Source organism: Anaerophilus nitritigenes, from assembly GCF_004138215.1.
GTDB classification, from domain to species: Bacteria; Bacillota; Clostridia; order Peptostreptococcales; family Thermotaleaceae; genus Anaerophilus; species Anaerophilus nitritogenes.
On record NZ_RYYS01000092.1, the window covers coordinates 26,238 to 44,457 of the forward strand.

Consider the following 18,220-nt stretch of genomic DNA (forward strand, 5'->3'; position numbering starts at 1 on the left):
CTTTCTAAATAGGTCTTACTAATATTTTTAGTGCCTCTTCTTCTCTTAATGCAATTATGGCTCCTCTAATATTATAGGCGACAGGATCTCCAAGAGGGCTTTTTCTTAAAACCTCTACAATAGTTCCTGGAACTAAACCTAGATCTAACATTCTTCTTCTAGGTAATTCTGTACTTAATAGATCCAAAACTCTTCCTTTCATCCCTACAGATAGATGACAAAGTGGTATTTTTGTTTCTTGTTTCATAGTATCCTCCTTCTATTAGCTAAGGCTAACAAATTATGAAAAATAAAAGTTAGCCTTAGCTAATTACTTTCTCTTTTATACTATGAACTTATAAAAAATGTGTGCTAAAAAAATAAAAAAATCTCCATATTTTTTTGATGGAGATTTTAATATGTATAAATTTTAGGATAAGCAATTTGAATATTATTTTCTTGAAAAACTTGTAATATATGTTCATTGGCCTTATTTCTTAAAAACCACTGAAAGTGAGGGTGAACAACTCCTATTAATATATATTTTGCTCCTCCGTATTTTCCATCTAAAGACACAATTCCTAAAATGCTAAATTCTGAGTAGTTGGCATCACCTATTTTATAGAGTTTGTCATTATATTGTTCATTCAAATCATCACAAACCTTCTGTAATACTTTTTTGACCAATTCATGGTTTTCTTCAAAGGGTATTACGATTTCTACAATCACTCTTGATCTTTCTTTATAATAATTTTTTAATGTCTTAATTTGACCGTTGGGAATATAAATTTTTTTCATAGACCATTCTCGAATAGCAGTAGAACGAAGTCCGATTTCTTCTACAGTTCCAAGATATTGTTCGTTAATGCTTACATAATCTCCAACTTTCATTTGTCTTTCAAACAATATAAAAAAACCATTGATAATATCTTTGATTAGATTTTGAGCACCAAATCCAGCTACTAGTGTAATAATTCCTGCACCCGTTACAATAGTAGATTCTTTGATCAAGCCAAATTCACTCAATATATTTAAAACAGCTAAAATTAAAATAAAATATGCAAACAAAGAATCTACGATACTTTTTATAGTCATTTCACGTTGTTCATTAAATTTGGTAATTTCTATAATTTTTTGAGTTAAAAACATAACAAATCTTATTAGACAAAAGGAAATCACTAATATAATCAATGAAGTAATAAAAGGCTTAATACTATATTGAATATGAATATTTTTCAAAAAAGAAAGATCCATAGGTTCACTTCCTTTAAAATATTTAACTTATTTTATAGTCTAGACAAACAGGAGACGAGATATTCTAAAGAGGAATAAATACATAAATATTTCACATATTTTTTATGCAAGAATAGGATGTACTACAAAGGAGAGAGGAATAGGAGGTGAAATATATGCCTATACGGAAGAATTATAAAAAAACATTGATGACATATTTACTCATAGGGTATTTCATTCTTACTTTTGTATTTGTAGGATTATTTTTTTATAAATCTAATTTAATCCATAGCTTAGACGAGCAAACTTATAAAAAAATCAACATTTTAATAGAAGAAAATGGGTATACAGCGTATGGGGAAGAAAAATTAAAAAAAATTTTAAATGAATATAAAAGCAAACAATCTAAAATAGAAAAAAAAAATTTTGTAAATAGTATGACAGGAGGCTTGATTACAATAGGCATTACAATTGCAACTATTAACAAAATTATTAAAGATACAAAAAATATATGGATGGAGTTTAATTATGAATTTAAAGAAAAAGAAGAGGGATGTAGTTATGAAGAAATTTATGATAAGATGAAACAGATTTATGAGACAAAGGAAATGAAGAATAAAGATGAAAAAAAGATAACTTTACTCATGGAACAATTTGCTCAGGTTTTAAATCAGACTGTTGAATTTACAAATCAAATGAATCGCGATCGAGATTTGCTTATAACAGGAATAGAAGAAATGCGAGAAGGAATGGAACAAATCGGACAAGTTATAATTTTAAATGGAGAAAATGAAAATTATGAGCAACAAGAAGAATTAGTACCTACCATGCAACAAATGAATTCAGCTATTGAAGAGATGAATTCGCTTCTTTTGGATATGGAGAAAAAAATACAATATTTATCTAGTCATATGAGAAAATATTCTATAAAAAATAAATCCTAGAAAGTTCTAGGATTTATTTTAATTCAAATAAATTTCTTTTATAAAGAGCATATAATTCACTTAATTCGTTTATTTTTCTTCTCATTTTAAGTTGAAGATTAGAAACAGTAGCATAATCTTTTTCGTTGATAGCTTCTCTAATTTGTGTAAAAAGAGATTTTTTATTTAGATTATCTTTCATTAATTTATAACGCAAATAATTGATTTTTTCCCAATTGACTACATCTAAATCAGATACATTTTCATTTTGATGTATTTTTTTACAGCTTCTTACGATTTCCATGTTCTCTGGAATAATTCTATTATAAAGTTCAGTTGCCCATTGTGTCAATATAGCTGTTTTATAAGAATTGATAATGTCCTCATTAAATACATTATCTTTTAATAAAACATTTTTTTTATTTGGATAATGATCAAAATTAACTACGTTATCCCATACAGTAGCAGGAGGTTGACCAAATAATTTATTTCTTTCTTCTTCTATATAATCATCAAAGACATCTTCTTCACTTCTATAAGCGCGATCTTTTTCGAGGTAAAAAGCTTCTTCTCCAGCATTTTTAGAAAGAATAGCTTCTAATTCTTTGCAAGTTTTACTATGTTCTAAAACAGCAGTGATTCCATCTAATATGGCTTGATAAGAAGATGCTAATACTAAATAAGTATTACTAGTTGGATTTGGAGATCTTAGTTCAAACCTAGTTGCTAAAGGATTTTCTAAATCTCTAATGAGACCTACTAATACAGTTCTATTTCGACAAAGAGAATCAGGAGTATGACCTATAGAGGATACAGTACATACAGGAGCTTCAAATCCTGGTTTCAAACGATTGAATGCATCATTTGTAGAAGTAACAAAAGGATTAATCACTTCATAGTTTTTTAAAATACCCATAAGAGCACCAAAGCCTATAGGATTCATAAAATCTTTTTTCATATCTATAGGAGAAAATAAATTTTTAAGGTGTCCATTTTTAAGCTTTAAAGCTACACCAATGTGGTGATGTTCTCCACTGCCGGCAACTCCATCAACAGGCTTTGCCAAAAATGTAACTTCAAGACCGTTAGCAATGAAAGTATCTTTTACCATGTAGCGAGCAATAAGTTCATTATCTGCAGCTTGTAGAGCGGTGCTATATTTCCAGTCAATTTCTAATTGTTCCATAATATGATCGAAGTTTCCATCTCCAGTAAGTTTTGCTTTTACGCCACCTACTTCTTTATGACCCATTTCAGCTTCTAGTCCATAAAGATCTAAACACATCAATGATTGTTCCATAGCAGTTCTAACAGGTCCTACAGTTCTTTTCCAATATTGTTCTTTTAGTACTTGAGAAGTAGATAATTGTTCTTTATCTGTTTTATCATCAGGTGTTTTTACCCAAAATTCAAGTTCAGTAGCAGCAGTAAGTATAACCTCATCTATTTCTTCAAAAGATGAAAGTCCTAATTCTTTTAGAATGTAAGGATTATTTTTTATAAGAGAAAGAATTTTTTCTTTGAAGTTTTTTGCGGCTTTTGCAAGTATAGAACGAGAGTCTACTTTTTTTCCATTATGAACAAGGAAAGAAGGGATTCTAAGAGTACCTACAGGCAGATTTGTAGTCTGATCTATATGATCTATATTATAATCTACAAACCAATTTACAGATAGATCAGGAATAATATCTACTTGAGCATTATTTAAAATAGCTATTTTAGGAAGAACTACACTAGAACCATCTGTTTGAACACCGTGTGCTAAAAAAGTATTTATATCTTTTAAAAATAATGACACAGGAATTTTTTCATCTGTATCATTTCCGCCTAAATCAACACCTACTAAAGATACAAATTTTACTTCTGGATGCTTTTTAAGAATAGATGTGATATCTTTGGCAGTATGAGAATCTGGAGGAAGTAAAAATAATAATTTATCCATTTCTGAACATAATATATCTTTTGACATAAAATCACCCCGTTACTTGAAATTTTATTATATCGAATAATTATAGCATAACATAATTTTTTGTAAAGATACAAAGAAAAAAATATTTTAAAGAATATGTAAAAAGTATGTATTAGTCAAAATATAATAAATGTCACAAATTTGAACAGTGAATACAAAACTATGAAAATGAATATATATACAAAAACAAATGCGAATTAAAAATTTAAATAATTATAAAATGTTCGCAAATTAATATTTTTTCCAAGGAGGAATGATCCCAGCATTTTGTAGAGTTATAAAAATCACTACAGAAATAGGACCAATCATCAAACCTAATATACCAAATAATTTTAGACCTATATACATAGCTATAAGAGTAACAAGTGGATAAATACCCAGTTGACTTCCTAAAATTTTTGGTTCAAGAATTTGTCTTAATAATAGGATTAATAAATAAAGAATACCTAAGCCAATACACTCCATGAAAGATCCTTGTAATAGTTTCCACAAAATTAGGGGAATATATACACATCCTGTACCTAATAGAGGAAGAGCATCAATAATACTAGCTAAAAAAGCAATCAAAATAAAATAATCAATGCCTAAAAGCATCAGACCAATAGTACTTTCTAAAAAGGTAATGAGCATCAAAATAAGTTGAGCTTTTATGTATCCTGTTAAAGCAGAGAATAGTCCTCCTTTTATCATTCTACTTTTACAAAGAGCATTTTGAGAAAGCTGTGCTATAATAAACTTTTTGATAATAGGTTTATCTCTAGTAATGAAAAATGTAGAAATAATTGTGACCAAAAGGAATACTAAAAATTGAGGAATAGTTGAGATAAAACTTAAAAGTGATGAAATAAGTGTACTGATGATCGTTGTAAAATTTTTAAATAATCCAGTAAGATTTGTAATAATAGAATGTATAAGATTTGAAGGAAGTTGAATGTATAGATTTTCAATTTCATGGATGAAACTATGATTTTGAGTGTATATTTCAGATAAATATATAGATAAATTTGTAAGCTGAATAATAATGATTCCACCTATTAAAGTAAAAAATGATCCTGTAAGAAATAAAAATAAAAATAAAGCAACAAGGGTAGATTGATTCCTAGAAATTTTTAGTGTATTACATAAAAACAGGATAATAGGATCTAGTAAACAAGAAATAATCCATCCTAAAATAAAGGGCAAGATATAAAAAATCAAAGTGGTAGATACAAAGTATATGGTAAATAAAATCATAAACAAAATTAAAATTCGAGTGAATAAAGGAATATATTCTTTGAAATTGTCCATAAAAACACTCCTAAATATAATATATCTTATTATATGTTGGATAAATAGGTATTAGTATAGTAAGTAAAGTGTATCTGTATAAGATTTAATTTAATAAGGAAAACATTGGATAAATAGAATATAAAGGTTATAATAAAAATAAATACGTTATAAGATTGAAATAATATATTAATAAAGAAGAGAGGAGTATATATGTATGACAGAAAATAAAAATATTCCAAATAGAAAAGATCTTCCAAATGAATTCAAATGGAAACTAGAAAAAATGTATGAGAATGATGAGGATTGGAAAAAAGATTTTGAAGATGTGCAAAATTTAACAAAGGATTTTATGAAATACCAAGGAAAATTAGGGGCTTCTTCAGAGGAGTTATTTAAGGCTCTTACCTTACAAGATGAGATATCTTTAAAGCTTGAAAATGTATATGTATATGCAAAAATGAGAAAAGATGAGGACAATACTATCACCAAATATCAAGCTATGACAGATCAAGCACAAAGTTTGGCTATTTTTGTTCAAAGTAGTCTATCTTTTGTAGTTCCAGAAATTTTAAGTATACCTAAAGAAAAAATAAATGAATTTTTAAATACAAATCAAGGATTAAAACTATATGACTTTTATTTAAAAGAACTTCTTCGCCAAAAAGAACATATCCTTTCAAGAGAAGAAGAACAAATTTTAGCACAAATGGGAGAATTAGCACAAGCTCCTAAAAATATTTATGGAATGATTAATAATGCTGATATAAAATTTCCTGTGATCAAAGATGAGAATAATGAAGAAATAGAAGTGACAAAAGGAAGGTATATAAAATTATTAGAAAGTTCCAATAGAAGGGTAAGAAAAGATGCATTTAAGGCTTTATATAGTTCTTATGAAAACCAAAAGAATACTATTGGATCTACTTTAAATTATAGTGTAAAAAAAGATGTATTGTATGCAAAAGTTCGAAGATATCCTTCGGCTTTAAAAGCTTCGTTAGATACAGATTATATTCCTATATCTGTGTATGAAAATTTAATTAAAGCAGTAGAAGAGCATTTACCTACTATGTATCGATATGTAGAGCTTCGAAAAAAAGCTTTACAGCTAGATAAAATACATATGTATGATTTGTATACACCTATTGTAAAAGATGTAAAAATAGATATTCCTTATGAAGAAGGAAAAGATATAGTAAAAAAAGGATTGGCTCCTTTAGGAGAGGAATATACTCAAATTTTACAAAAAGGATTTGATGAGGGTTGGATTGATGTTTATGAGAACAAAGGAAAAACTGGTGGAGCTTATTCTTTTGGTACTTATACTAGTAATCCATATGTATTGTTAAATTATCAAGATACGGTTCATGATGTATTTACATTAGCACATGAAATGGGACATTCTATTCATTCTTATTATACACATAAAACCCAGCCATATATATATGGATCGTATACTATATTTGTAGCAGAAGTAGCATCTACTGTAAATGAAACATTGCTTATGGAGTATCTTTTAAATCATACAGAAGATAAAAACAAAAAGCTATATTTAATGAATCATTATTTAGAGCAATTTAGAGGAACTTTGTATCGACAAACTATGTTTGCAAAGTTTGAAAAGATTATTCATGAAAAGGTAGAGAAAGGTGAAGCACTAACTTCAGAAGAACTTTGTAAAATTTATGGAGATTTAAATAAGTTGTATTATGGACCAAATGTTATAGTAGATGATGAAATTAAAATGGAGTGGGCAAGGATTCCACATTTTTATAATGCATTTTATGTATATAAATATGCTACAGGATATTCTGCAGCTATTACTCTGTCACAGAAAATTTTAAAAGAAGAAAAAAATTCAGTAAAAGATTATATTGAGTTTTTAAAAGGAGGAGGATCAGATTATTCTATTAACCTTTTAAAAGGTGCAGGTGTAGATATGGAGACGACAGAACCTATTCATGAAGCTTTGAAAGTTTTTGAAAAACTAGTACAAGAGATGGAAAAGATGCTATAAAAATAGCATCTTTTCAGTTTGTTAAAGTAGAAAGTATTTATTTTAGTGGAAATGGTTAAACTTACAAAAAAAATGTTGCTATATAGATTTTCATTCTATATCATGATATTGTAGAATAAAATAATGAAAATATGGTAGGTGAGTCTATGTTTCATTTGTTATCATTAATATTTCGATATTTATTTATTTTTGTTATTTATTTATTTATTTTTGCAATTATTCGTTTAATTTATTTAGATATCAAAGGAATGACTCAAGTAAAAGAAGCACGTCCATACTTAAAATTAATCAATCGTAAAGAACAGCTTCCCTTTAAAGTGAAGGAAGTGTATACAATTGAAAAGACGGTTACCATTGGAAGGAAAAAAGAAAATGATATTATAATTAATGATCCTTATATATCTAATCAACATGTAAAAATTATATCAGATGAAGGAAGTTTTTTTGTGGAAGATATAGATAGTGCAAATGGAACTTATTTAAATGGAGATCGTATTATAGATGTGGTGGAGTTAAAAAGCGGAGATCGTATAAGGTTGGGGCAAATTGAATTTTTATTTATAGAGGAGTAGTTTATATGCTTAGAAAATTATTGAGTTATAAAACACCACAAAATTTAATTCTTTTGATAGATATTATGGCTTTATGTCTTTTGTATTTCTATAAGGAAAGTTTTGATGAATTTATTTTAATTTCAGGAATATTTCTTACTTTTATTATTTATATTTCTAATTTTATATTATTAAGAACCTCATCAGGGGATCATTATATTTTTTTGATTATGACTATGCTGATAAGCATAGGAATTATTATGATTTATCGAATTAATCCGTTTTATGGATTTAGACAAATTACTTGGTTTGGTGTAGGAATAACTACTTTTTTTTTATTTTATGCAGTGATAAAAAAGATAAAGAAATGGGAAGATTGGACAAAAACTTATATGATTTTATCGTTTATATTGTTTTTGTCTACTCTTGTGTTTGGAGTAAAAATTAAGGGAGCTACCAATTGGATTAAAGTTGGAAACATTGGATTTCAACCTGCAGAACTGATAAAAATAATATTTATATTTTTTTTGGCTTCCTATTATAGTAAAAAAGAAAAAATAATGAATACCTATGGACTCATAGGTATTGTATATACTTATATAGGATTTTTATTTATTCAAAGAGATTTAGGAACAGCTATGATTTTTTATTTTATATTTATGACTATTTTTTATATATTTGAAAACAATAGAAAATTAATTTATTATAATATAATAGGAGCTTTTTTTATTGCGCTCGTAAGTTATTTTGTAGTGAATCATGTGCAAATTAGAGTCGTTACTTGGCTTGATCCTTGGAAGTACATCGATAATAAAGGATATCAAATTACTCAGTCTTTATTTGCTATTGCATCAGGAGGTTTTTTTGGAACAGGAATTGGTCTTGGATATCCAGAATTTATTCCAGAGGTACATAATGATTTTATTTTTTCTGCTATTTGCGAAGAAATGGGAATATTTGGTGGAATTGGAGTAATTATGCTATTTCTAATTTTAGTATATAGAGGTTTTAAAATTGCTTTGTATCAACAAAATTTGTTTTTTAAAATTGTTGCCATAGGAATGACAACTTTGCTTGGACTTCAGGCATTTATTATTATCGGAGGAGTTATCAAAATGATTCCACTAACGGGAGTGACCCTTCCTTTTGTAAGTTATGGAGGAAGTTCATTGATATCAAGTTTTGCTGCTTTGGGAATTTTACAAGTAGCTTCTGAAGAGATGGATCCTAGTCAGGAGGAAGACAATGGATAAAACGGACAAAAGAATCATAAGGGTTTTAATTATATTTAGCATGCTTTTCATAAGCTTAGTAGTGTATTTAAGCTATTTTGAAGTTTTTCAGGCTTCAAAAATTGTAACGAATCATTATAATAAAAGGCAATGGGTTAATGAAGAACATGTATTAAGAGGTATTATTGCAGATAGAAATGGAAAGACATTGGCTTATAGTGAAAAAACTCAAGATGGACAGGTTCGATATTATCCATTTGGAAATCTGTATAGTCATATTATTGGATATAGTTTGAAGGAATATGGAAAATCAGGATTGGAGGCTTCTTATAATAAAGAACTTTTAAATATTGATCAAAACCCTATTGCAGAAATTACACAAAAAATTACAGGACCTAAAGAAAAAGGAAATAATTTAATTCTTACAATTGATCATGATTTACAAAAAGATGCACAGAAACATTTAAATGGTAAAAAAGGTGCTATTATACTTATGAATCCCAAAGATGGAGAAATATATGCTATGGTAAGTAATCCTGATTTTGATCCATCTACTATAAAAGATCACTGGGCTGAAATTACAGAGAATCAAAATAGTCCATTAATTAATAGAGCTACCATGGGGCTTTATGCTCCTGGATCTGTATTTAAGATTATTACTGCAACGGCAGCACTTGAAAATGATATAAGTAAGAATTTTGAATGTAGAGGAAGTATAAATATTGATGGGTATGTATTAAGAGATTATAAAGAAAATGTTCATGGAAAAATTGATTTAAAAGAAGCTATGAGAGTTTCATGTAATGTAGCCTTTGCTCGCATGGGACTTGAGCTAGGAGAGGAAATTTTACAAAAAACATGTGAAAAATATATGTTTAATAAAAAAATTCCTTTTGATTTAAAGACGAAAAATTCTATATTTCCAAAACAAATGTTGACCAAACCAGAGCTAGGAGCCACTGCCATTGGACAGGGAAAAATTTTAGTGACACCACTGAATATGGTGATGTCAGCTAGTGCTATTGCAAATGATGGAAAGATGATGAAGCCTTATTTGGTAAAGGAAATTCTTAGTTCTGATGGAAGAACAATTAAAAATTTTCGCCCACAGATTCTTGGAAGTGTTACAGATGAGTGGACATCTGAAAAAATAAAAGATATGATGATAAATGTAGTAGATCGAGGAACAGGAAAAAAATCAAAAATTAGAAATATAAAAGTTGCAGGAAAGACTGGAACAGCAGAAAATGAATCTCAAAAGGAGCATGCTTGGTTTGTAGGATTTGCTCCAGCTGATGATCCAAAGGTATGTGTTGTAATAGTACTTGAAAATATTGGATTAACTGGAGGCTCAAGTGCAGCACCTATTGCAAGAGATTTAATGATTGCTGCCTTGAATAAACTCAAATAAAGGGGAGAAACGAATGTATCAATTATTAAAAGATAAAAACATTATTATTATGGGAGTTGCCAATCAAAGAAGTATTGCATGGGCTATTGCTAAAACATTTTATGAATCAGGAGCAAACATTTGTATTACTTATCAGGGAGAGAAAGTATTAGATAAAATAAAGAGATTAACAGAAAACATGGATGTTTGTCTTCTTCCTTGTGATGTGACCAAGGATGAAGAAATTGAGAACACTTTTCATACATTAAAAAGTAAATGGAAAGTGTTGCATGGTGTTGTCCATTCTATTGCTCATGCGAAAAAAGAAGAATTAGAAGGAATGTATATAGATACTTCAAGAGAAGGATACAAAATAGCACAAGATATAAGTACATACTCCTTAGTGGCAATATCTAGATATGCAAAGCCATTGATGCATGAGGGTGGAAGTATTATGGCTCTTACATATCTAGGAGGAGAGAGAGTTGTAAAAAATTACAATGTAATGGGAGTTGCAAAAGCTTCATTAGATGCCAGTATAAAATATTTAGCAGCAGATTTAGGAATGTATAATATAAGAGTCAATGGTATTTCAGCAGGGCCCATTAAAACATTAGCAGCAAAAGGAATAAGAGATTTTAATATGATGTTAAAAGAATTTGAAGAAAAGGTACCTGTGAAGAGATTGGTTACAACAGAAGAAGTAGCCAATACAGCTGTATTTTTAGCAAGTCATTTAAGTAGTGGAATCACAGGAGAAGTTATTCATGTAGATGGAGGCTATAATATATTAGGCTATTAAAAAGTTCACATGTTCCTATAAGAACATGTGAATTTTTTAATAATTTTCTTTATTGATCAATATAGTAGAAAAATAAGAAATTTGATCTTGTGTAATATTTTCCAAATTTGTAAATACTACTTCTTTGTCTAAAGAAGAATTGCTTACTAAAATTGCATATTGAATTAAGTTATATTTTTTAAGTTTTTCAATAATTTCTTTAAAGTTTTTATACACTTTCATGAGTACAATAGAATTGTAATGTTGTAGTGTAAAGTCTATTTTTTCTTCATCAGCAGTACATGGAAGCACTACTAATGCTTCTTTGTCCATTACAAGTGGAAAATTTTTACTAGATGCAATGTTGGAAAAAGCACTAATTCCAGGAATTGTTTCTATTTCTATTTTTTGTTTTAAAAGATTTAAAATATATACATAGGTACTATAAAGCATAGGATCACCTAACGTGATAAATCCTACATTTTTTCCATTTTTTACTTCTAATTCAATTTCATCAGCAATTTTTTGCCAAGCTGTATTTTTTTCCTCATTATTGAAATTCATAGGAAAATGTCTTTGGCGAATTTCAGTATGAGGAAGAATATATTCCTTTACAATGGATAGAGCAAAACTATCTCCTCCCTGTTTAGGTTCTGGTGTAACTAAAATGTCTAATTTTTCAATAGTTTTTACTGCCTTGATGGTAACTAAGGTGCTGTCTCCAGGACCTGTACCAATTCCATAAAATTTTGCCATATTATCTACAAATACTATTTAAGTATTTGTATTACCTCCTTTCTATTGTTGATAAATTTTTGCAAAACTTATATAAATACCTAGAGAATAAAATACCATAAAACATAAAGAAACTTAATAAAAATTCATTATAACTCTAACAGAATACAATTAATTAATCAATATAAGATTATAAAAATTTAAAGAAACTTAATTTAAATTTAATAAAAATGAGTTAGAAAAGACAAATTTAATTGACATAGTATAACGGATTATGTATAATTTAGATGATCAAAATTAAATAAATTTATATTAGGTTTCTTAAAAGAATCAAAAGGGAAAGTGGTAAAATCCACTGCAGCCCCCGCTACTGTAAAGCTGATGAAACTTTAAAAATCCACTGGTACAACTGGGAAGGATAAGGAGTAAAATGAAGCTAAGCCAGGAGACCTGCCTAATATATCCTATTTAACTTTCGGAGGGAAAGTAAGGTATTCATATTTAAATAGCTATGCTATTTTTATGTATATTTTAAAAAAGAACCTCTAAGGGCTCTTTTTTTTTGTAATAATGTGTGAAAGGAGGAAAATTTTATATTTTGAGTGGGGGTATTGAAATAATTTTAAATGTAATACACAATATAAAGGGAGGAATAAAAAATGAAAAAAATATTTAGTGTGATTTGTATTGCAGCTTTAATGATGACAGGTTGTGGACAGGAAGTAAAAACAGAAACACAAGTAAAAGAACAAGCACAAGAAGGAAACTTAACATTTGTTGCAAGTGGAGAAGAAGCAGCTACAGAAGGATTTACAACAAAAGATGGATGGGATTTAGAGTTTGATCATATTTATCTTACTGTTTCTGATATTAAAGCTTATCAATTAGATACAGATTATGATGCAGAAACTCAAGAAGCAATCAAAGGAGAAGCTAGTGCTGTTTTAGAAGGTGAAAAAACTGTAGACTTAGCACAAGAAAATCCTGAAATTGGTCAAGTAAAAGCACCTTATGGTCAATATAATGCTATGTCATGGAAAGTAATAAAAGCAACAGAAGGTGTAAATAAGGGAGCAGCACTTACATTTATAGGAAAAGCTAAAAAAGATGGAAAAGAAGTAAACTTTGAAATTGCATTAGATAAAGAAAATATGTATTATGCAGGAGAATACTTAGGTGATGAAAGAAAAGGTATCTTAGATGAAGGAGATGCAGATCTTCAAATGACTTATCATTTAGATCACTTATTTGGAAGTATTAAAAGACCAGATGAAGAAGGCGTTTTAGGATTTGAACCTTTAGTAAAATTAGAAAAAGATAATATGATTAAAGTAGATATGAAAGCTTTACAAGAAGGATTAACAAAAGAAGAATTCAAAACATTAGTAGATAGTATTCCACATGTTGGACATGTAGGAGAAGGACATGCATATACAGAAGAAATATAAATAGAGGTGACAAAATGAAAAAAATATATCAACTAGGTTTAATCTTGATGATGATGATTTTATATACCAGTCCAACTTTTGCACATGGAGTAGACATTACTTATACAAAAGATTCATCTTATACAATTGATGCAAAATATGAAGATGGAATGGTAATGAAAAATGCACAGATTATTATCTATGCACCTGATGATGCTAAAAAACCATGGAAAAAAGATACTTGTGATGAAAATGGAAAATATGTATTTACACCAGATTCTTCTAAAGAAGGAGATTGGATGGTACAAATTAGACAATCAGGACATGGAGGAATGCTTCATATTCCAGTAGGAGCAGAGGAGAGTGCACCAGTTCAATCAGGGTATTCTCCAGTACAAAAATGGATTATGGCAGGATGCGTAGTATGGGGAATGATTGGAACTGCACTTTATTTTTCAAGGAGGAATCAATAATGCATATACCTGATGGGATGCTTCCTCTATATGCATGTGTAGGAGCTTATGCTGCAACAGGAGGAATTGCTGCATACACTATAAAAAAAATTAAAGAAAAAGAAGATCCTAAAAAGCAAATTCCAAAGGTATCTATTGTAACAGCAGCATTTTTTGTAGGTTCTTTAATTAATATTCCAATACCACCTACTAGTGTCCATTTGATGCTTACAGGTACTTTAGGTATTCTTGTAGGAGATTATGCTTTTTTATCGGTTATTGTATCATTATTTTTTCAAGCTGCATTATTTGGTCATGGAGGATTGACGACAATAGGAATCAATACGATCATATTAGGAATTCCTGCTATTGTATCAAGTATAATTTATAAAAAATTATGCCACTCTATGAATGATAGTAAAACAAAAAATACAGTATTAAGTTTTTTTATAGGAGCATTTGGAACTTTACAAGCTGTAATTATATTTTGTTTAATCATATTAGGATTTATTCCTAAAGACGTAGATGTAGTAGCAGAAAGAATGGCTGTATATGGATCATTTTTAGCACATATGCCTCTTGTACTATTAGAAGGTATATTTACTGCATGGATTGTAACTTACCTTAAAAAAGTAAAACCAGAAATTTTAGAGGATCATAAATAATGAAGAGAATCAAGTATAAATTTTTAGGATTTTTAATTATGATATTTAGTTTTGCATCTATACAAAAAATGAAGTGGATTCCTTTTATGATTGGGATTACCTTGATTACATGGATTGTTTTCAAGGTTCCTTTTAAAGTTTTTTTAAAAAGGATAAAAATCCCCTTCATTTTTGTAGGGATGATGAATATAATCTATTTGTTTTTTACAAATGGAGATCTACTCATACAATCTACCTATTTTAATATCACTTACCAAGGATTAGAACATTCTTTGTTATTTACAAGTAGATTTTTATGTATTTTTAGTATGAGTATTCTTTTTTTTCATACTACTTCTTATGTGGATGTAATCAAAATTATGAGAATGATGGGAATGCCATCTATATTAACAGATTTGTTTTTATTTACCTACCGATATATATTTGAGTTAGGAAGACAGATGGAAACTATGCACAGAGCTATGTATATGAGAGGAATGAAAAGAAGCTTTAAAGACATAAAAACTATGAGTAGTCTTTTAGGATCTACTTTTGTAAGAAGTTATGAACAGGCACAAAGAGTATATGATGCAATGCATATCAGAGGTTATGGGAGGTAAATATGACAGTTCTTAACATGAAAGATGTTTCCTTTGGATATGAGAAAAAATATATAATAGAAAATATATCTTTAAAAATATCTTCTAATGAAAAATTAGGGCTAATAGGACCTAATGGAGCAGGAAAAACAACTCTTTTTTATTTGATGAGTGGTATTTATAAACCTAAAAAGGGAGAAATTTTTCTATATGATAAAAAGGTTATAGCAGGAAAATTTTACCCCAAATTAGGTATGATTTTTCAAAATCCAGACGATCAATTGATTCATCCATCGGTATGGGATGATATTGCTTTTGGACCTACGAATATGGGATTATCTCATGATGACATAGAAAAAAGAGTAGAAGATGCATTAAAGATTCTTCATATAGAAAAATTAAAAGATAGAGTACCACACCAATTATCCGGAGGAGAAAAAAGATTAGTAGCTATTGCAGGAATTTTAGCTATGAAATCTTCTTTTGTCATATATGATGAACCTACTTCTAATCTTGATATGCGTCATAGAAGATTGTTGATTGATTTTTTAAAAACGTCTACAGAAGATGCTAGAATTATAGCATCTCATGATCTAGAATTTATTCTTGAAAGTTGTGATAGAGTTATTGTATTTGATCATGGAAAAATTCAAGGAGATGGACATCCTAAAGAAATTCTTTCGAATGCTCAATTAATGGAAGAACATGGATTAGAAGTGCCTTATTCTTTAAGATAAGAATAGAAGGAGGAATTTCATTGACAAAAGGAATTTTAGTTACAAGCTTTGGAACAAGTTATGAAGATACAAGAAAAGTAACAATAGATGCGGTAGAACAAAAAATTCAAAAGTCTTTTCCAGATTATGAAGTAAGAAGAGCTTTTACTTCTAATTTTATTATAAAAAAATTAAAACAAAGAGATAACATAGAAGTAGATACTTTAGCTCAAGGGCTTGAAAAAATGAAAAAAGATGGATTTACAGAAGTTATCGTACAACCTTTACATGTTATTGCAGGAGAAGAATTTAATGATATTGTAGAGGAAGTGTCTAAATTTAAAGATGAAACATTTGACAAATTAGAACTGGGAAAACCTCTGTTGTATTATTCACAAGATTATAATATAGCGGTAGAAGCTTTAAAAAAACAACTTCCACAAATGAAAGACACACAAGCTGTAGTACTTATGGGTCATGGAAGTCCAAATCATCCAGCAAATTCTAGCTATTCAAATCTTCAACTTGTATTACAGGATGAAAAATTACCTGTTTATATAGGTGTTGTAGAAGGGTATCCAACATTAGATCATGTGCTTGAAAAACTCAAAGATGATAATATCAAAGAAGTTACATTAATGCCATATATGTTAGTAGCAGGAGATCATGCTCAAAACGATATGGCAGGGGATGAAGATGATTCTTGGAAAACAATTCTTGAGAAAGAAGGATTTACTGTAAATACCTATCTTCATGGATTAGGAGAAAATTCAAAATATCAAGATATTTATGTTCAACATATAAAAGATATAATGGAAAAATAATAAAAAACAACAAGCAAATAGATGTTTCTTTGCTTGTTGTTTTTTATTATTTAATAGGGAATTGTGTACTTGATAGAATTTTATTACTGACAGGACACTAAAGGCGGGTATCTTATGATAGCTGTCTTTAGTGTCCTATAATTATATACAAATATAACCTCTATTCTTTAGAGTTTTATTAAAAAGTTTATACAATAAAATCTTTTCAAATTATTTAATAACTTCTTTAATACAAAATTAAGTTTTTAATTTTTATGAGAATCTTATTTTAAAACGGTTTGTACCAAAATCTTCATGTTTTATTTTAAAAAATTATAAACAGAGTAGCAAATTTGCATAGTATTTCTCACTTGTAAAATATAAGGTATTTAATAAAAATGTCAATATACTACAAAACAAGCTAAAAAATACCCGTTTACAAATTTCATCTTTAACTTGTCTTTATTTAGTAGATAGCTATCTAAGTTCATGGCAGAAGGGGGAAATAATATGGAATTATATGAGATGCTACAACAAGCACATATTGGAGATGAAGAGGCCACTATAAGTATCTATTTAAAGTTTAATCTGCTTATAAAAAAATTAAGTAGAGATTTGAATTATGAAGAAGCAGAAACAGATTTAATAATCGCATTATTAGAGATGATTCAAGATATAAAATTAGATAAATTACATATGCAAAATGATGGTGCTATTGTCAATTATATATACAGATTTTTAAAAAATAGATCTGTAAATTTGTTTAAAAAAAACATACTACAAAAACCTAAATATGCTTCTTTAGAAGTAGATATTACAGATGATGTAGGAGATGATCTTGATAATATGATTTTTATATCTACTTTGATGGACTCATTACCATCACTACAAAGAGAAGTAATAAAAAGAAAATTTATACAAGAATTTTCTGATCAAGAAATTTCAAGTTTACTAGGAATTTCAAGACAAGCTGTAAACAGAGCCAAAAATAGAGGACTGCATAATTTGAGGAAAAATTTACAAATTAATAAGGAGGAAAAAACTTGGAAGAAAAAATATTTGAATTAGCAGCTACACAAGGAGTATGGACTTTACTCAGCGTGGCTCTTGTTTTTTATATATTAAAAAATCAAGAAAAAAGAGATGTTCGTCAAGAAGAAAGAGAAAAAAAGTATCAAGAAATTATATCAAATTTAACAGATAAATTAAACGTGGTTGAAGATGTAAAAAAGGATGTTGAAGATATAAAAGAATATGTATTTAAAAAGAAAGATTTAAATTTTTAGTTTTTTTAATTTTAAAATTTTTAAAATAGTGGTTTACAATTTTACTATAAAAGTTGTCTTTAATATATATAAAGCAACTAACCGGTTAAAGCTTTTAAATAAAATAGTAATTTAATATATTCATAATTTATAAAAAGGAGGCTATAAAATGTTAAGACGAGGAGATAAAGGGGAAGATGTTAAGAAGCTACAACAAGATTTAACAAGATTAGGA

The 18,220-nt window shown here is 28.3% G+C and carries 19 protein-coding genes and 1 riboswitch; of the genes, 14 read left to right on the forward strand and 5 right to left on the reverse strand.

All coding sequences use genetic code 11. The annotated features are described in order from the left end of the window. Positions 1-4: 4 nt before the first annotated feature. Both EK368_RS13080 and EK368_RS13085 read right to left on the reverse strand, forming a co-directional pair. On the reverse strand, positions 5-247 hold the full coding sequence (locus EK368_RS13080) for a FeoA family protein (RefSeq protein WP_129600403.1): 243 nt from the start codon (positions 245-247) through the stop codon (positions 5-7). A 146-nt stretch (positions 248-393) separates the two neighbouring features. Then, entirely contained in the window at positions 394-1,233 is an 840-nt protein-coding gene (locus EK368_RS13085) for a mechanosensitive ion channel family protein (RefSeq protein WP_129600405.1), read from the reverse strand. A gap of 155 nt (positions 1,234-1,388) precedes the next feature. Here EK368_RS13085 and EK368_RS13090 point away from each other — a divergent pair, with 155 nt between their 5' ends. Continuing rightward, on the forward strand, positions 1,389-2,156 hold the full coding sequence (locus EK368_RS13090; RefSeq protein WP_129600407.1) for a hypothetical protein: 768 nt from the start codon (positions 1,389-1,391) through the stop codon (positions 2,154-2,156). A gap of 13 nt (positions 2,157-2,169) precedes the next feature. On the opposite strand, the gene EK368_RS13095 is transcribed toward EK368_RS13090, so the two are convergent. Both EK368_RS13095 and ytvI read right to left on the reverse strand, forming a co-directional pair. Further along, positions 2,170-4,104 (reverse strand): type I glutamate--ammonia ligase, encoded by a 1,935-nt coding sequence (locus EK368_RS13095; protein WP_423243547.1) that lies wholly within the window; start codon positions 4,102-4,104, stop codon positions 2,170-2,172. Between the two features lie 231 nt (positions 4,105-4,335). Next, a complete protein-coding gene (gene ytvI, locus EK368_RS13100) occupies positions 4,336-5,391 on the reverse strand; it encodes a sporulation integral membrane protein YtvI (protein ID WP_129600410.1) in 1,056 nt (351 codons plus the stop codon). Between the two features lie 196 nt (positions 5,392-5,587). Between ytvI and pepF the strand changes: the two genes are divergently transcribed. From pepF to EK368_RS13125, 5 genes are all read left to right on the forward strand, one after another. Continuing rightward, positions 5,588-7,390, forward strand: a complete 1,803-nt coding sequence (pepF, locus tag EK368_RS13105; protein WP_129600412.1) for an oligoendopeptidase F — start codon at positions 5,588-5,590, stop codon at positions 7,388-7,390. A gap of 146 nt (positions 7,391-7,536) precedes the next feature. Then, entirely contained in the window at positions 7,537-7,962 is a 426-nt protein-coding gene (locus EK368_RS13110; protein WP_129600414.1) for an FHA domain-containing protein, read from the forward strand. A 5-nt stretch (positions 7,963-7,967) separates the two neighbouring features. Next, positions 7,968-9,194: an FtsW/RodA/SpoVE family cell cycle protein gene (locus EK368_RS13115; protein WP_129600416.1), complete on the forward strand. Its 1,227-nt coding sequence runs from the start codon at positions 7,968-7,970 to the stop codon at positions 9,192-9,194. Then, complete coding sequence (locus EK368_RS13120; protein ID WP_129600418.1) at positions 9,187-10,584, forward strand: peptidoglycan D,D-transpeptidase FtsI family protein; 1,398 nt, start codon at positions 9,187-9,189, stop codon at positions 10,582-10,584. The genes EK368_RS13115 and EK368_RS13120 overlap by 8 nt, the downstream gene beginning before the upstream one ends. A 13-nt stretch (positions 10,585-10,597) precedes the next feature. Then, on the forward strand, positions 10,598-11,365 hold the full coding sequence (locus tag EK368_RS13125) for an enoyl-ACP reductase FabI (RefSeq protein WP_129600421.1): 768 nt from the start codon (positions 10,598-10,600) through the stop codon (positions 11,363-11,365). A gap of 36 nt (positions 11,366-11,401) precedes the next feature. On the opposite strand, the gene EK368_RS13130 is transcribed toward EK368_RS13125, so the two are convergent. Then, positions 11,402-12,100, reverse strand: coding sequence for a cobalt-factor II C(20)-methyltransferase (locus EK368_RS13130; protein ID WP_129600423.1), 699 nt, complete (start codon positions 12,098-12,100; stop codon positions 11,402-11,404). 276 nt (positions 12,101-12,376) lie between these two features. Then, positions 12,377-12,551, forward strand: a riboswitch (cobalamin riboswitch). Positions 12,552-12,738: 187 nt separating this feature from the next. On the opposite strand from EK368_RS13130, the gene EK368_RS13135 reads away from it, so the two are divergent. The 8 genes from EK368_RS13135 (at position 12,739) to EK368_RS13170 (ending at position 18,006) form a co-directional block, all read left to right on the forward strand. Continuing rightward, a complete protein-coding gene (locus tag EK368_RS13135; protein WP_129600424.1) occupies positions 12,739-13,527 on the forward strand; it encodes a DUF4382 domain-containing protein in 789 nt (262 codons plus the stop codon). A gap of 14 nt (positions 13,528-13,541) precedes the next feature. Then, complete coding sequence (locus EK368_RS13140) at positions 13,542-13,979, forward strand: carboxypeptidase regulatory-like domain-containing protein (protein WP_129600426.1); 438 nt, start codon at positions 13,542-13,544, stop codon at positions 13,977-13,979. Continuing rightward, the gene (gene cbiM / locus EK368_RS13145; protein ID WP_129600428.1) at positions 13,979-14,623 is read left to right on the forward strand and encodes a cobalt transporter CbiM; all 645 of its coding nucleotides are present in this window, start codon (positions 13,979-13,981) and stop codon (positions 14,621-14,623) included. Before EK368_RS13140 ends, cbiM begins: the two co-directional genes overlap by 1 nt. Beyond that, positions 14,623-15,222 (forward strand): cobalt ECF transporter T component CbiQ, encoded by a 600-nt coding sequence (gene cbiQ, locus EK368_RS13150; protein ID WP_129600430.1) that lies wholly within the window; start codon positions 14,623-14,625, stop codon positions 15,220-15,222. Before cbiM ends, cbiQ begins: the two co-directional genes overlap by 1 nt. Before the next feature lie 2 nt (positions 15,223-15,224). Next, positions 15,225-15,938: an energy-coupling factor ABC transporter ATP-binding protein gene (locus EK368_RS13155; RefSeq protein ID WP_129600432.1), complete on the forward strand. Its 714-nt coding sequence runs from the start codon at positions 15,225-15,227 to the stop codon at positions 15,936-15,938. Between the two features lie 20 nt (positions 15,939-15,958). Beyond that, positions 15,959-16,741: a sirohydrochlorin cobaltochelatase gene (locus tag EK368_RS13160; protein WP_341472801.1), complete on the forward strand. Its 783-nt coding sequence runs from the start codon at positions 15,959-15,961 to the stop codon at positions 16,739-16,741. Between the two features lie 489 nt (positions 16,742-17,230). Continuing rightward, positions 17,231-17,788 carry an RNA polymerase sigma factor gene (locus EK368_RS13165; RefSeq protein WP_165000454.1) on the forward strand — a complete coding sequence of 186 codons (558 nt, stop codon included), beginning with the start codon at positions 17,231-17,233 and terminating at the stop codon, positions 17,786-17,788. After that, the gene (locus EK368_RS13170) at positions 17,764-18,006 is read left to right on the forward strand and encodes a BhlA/UviB family holin-like peptide (protein ID WP_129600438.1); all 243 of its coding nucleotides are present in this window, start codon (positions 17,764-17,766) and stop codon (positions 18,004-18,006) included. The genes EK368_RS13165 and EK368_RS13170 overlap by 25 nt, the downstream gene beginning before the upstream one ends. The last annotated feature ends 214 nt before the right edge of the window (positions 18,007-18,220 follow it).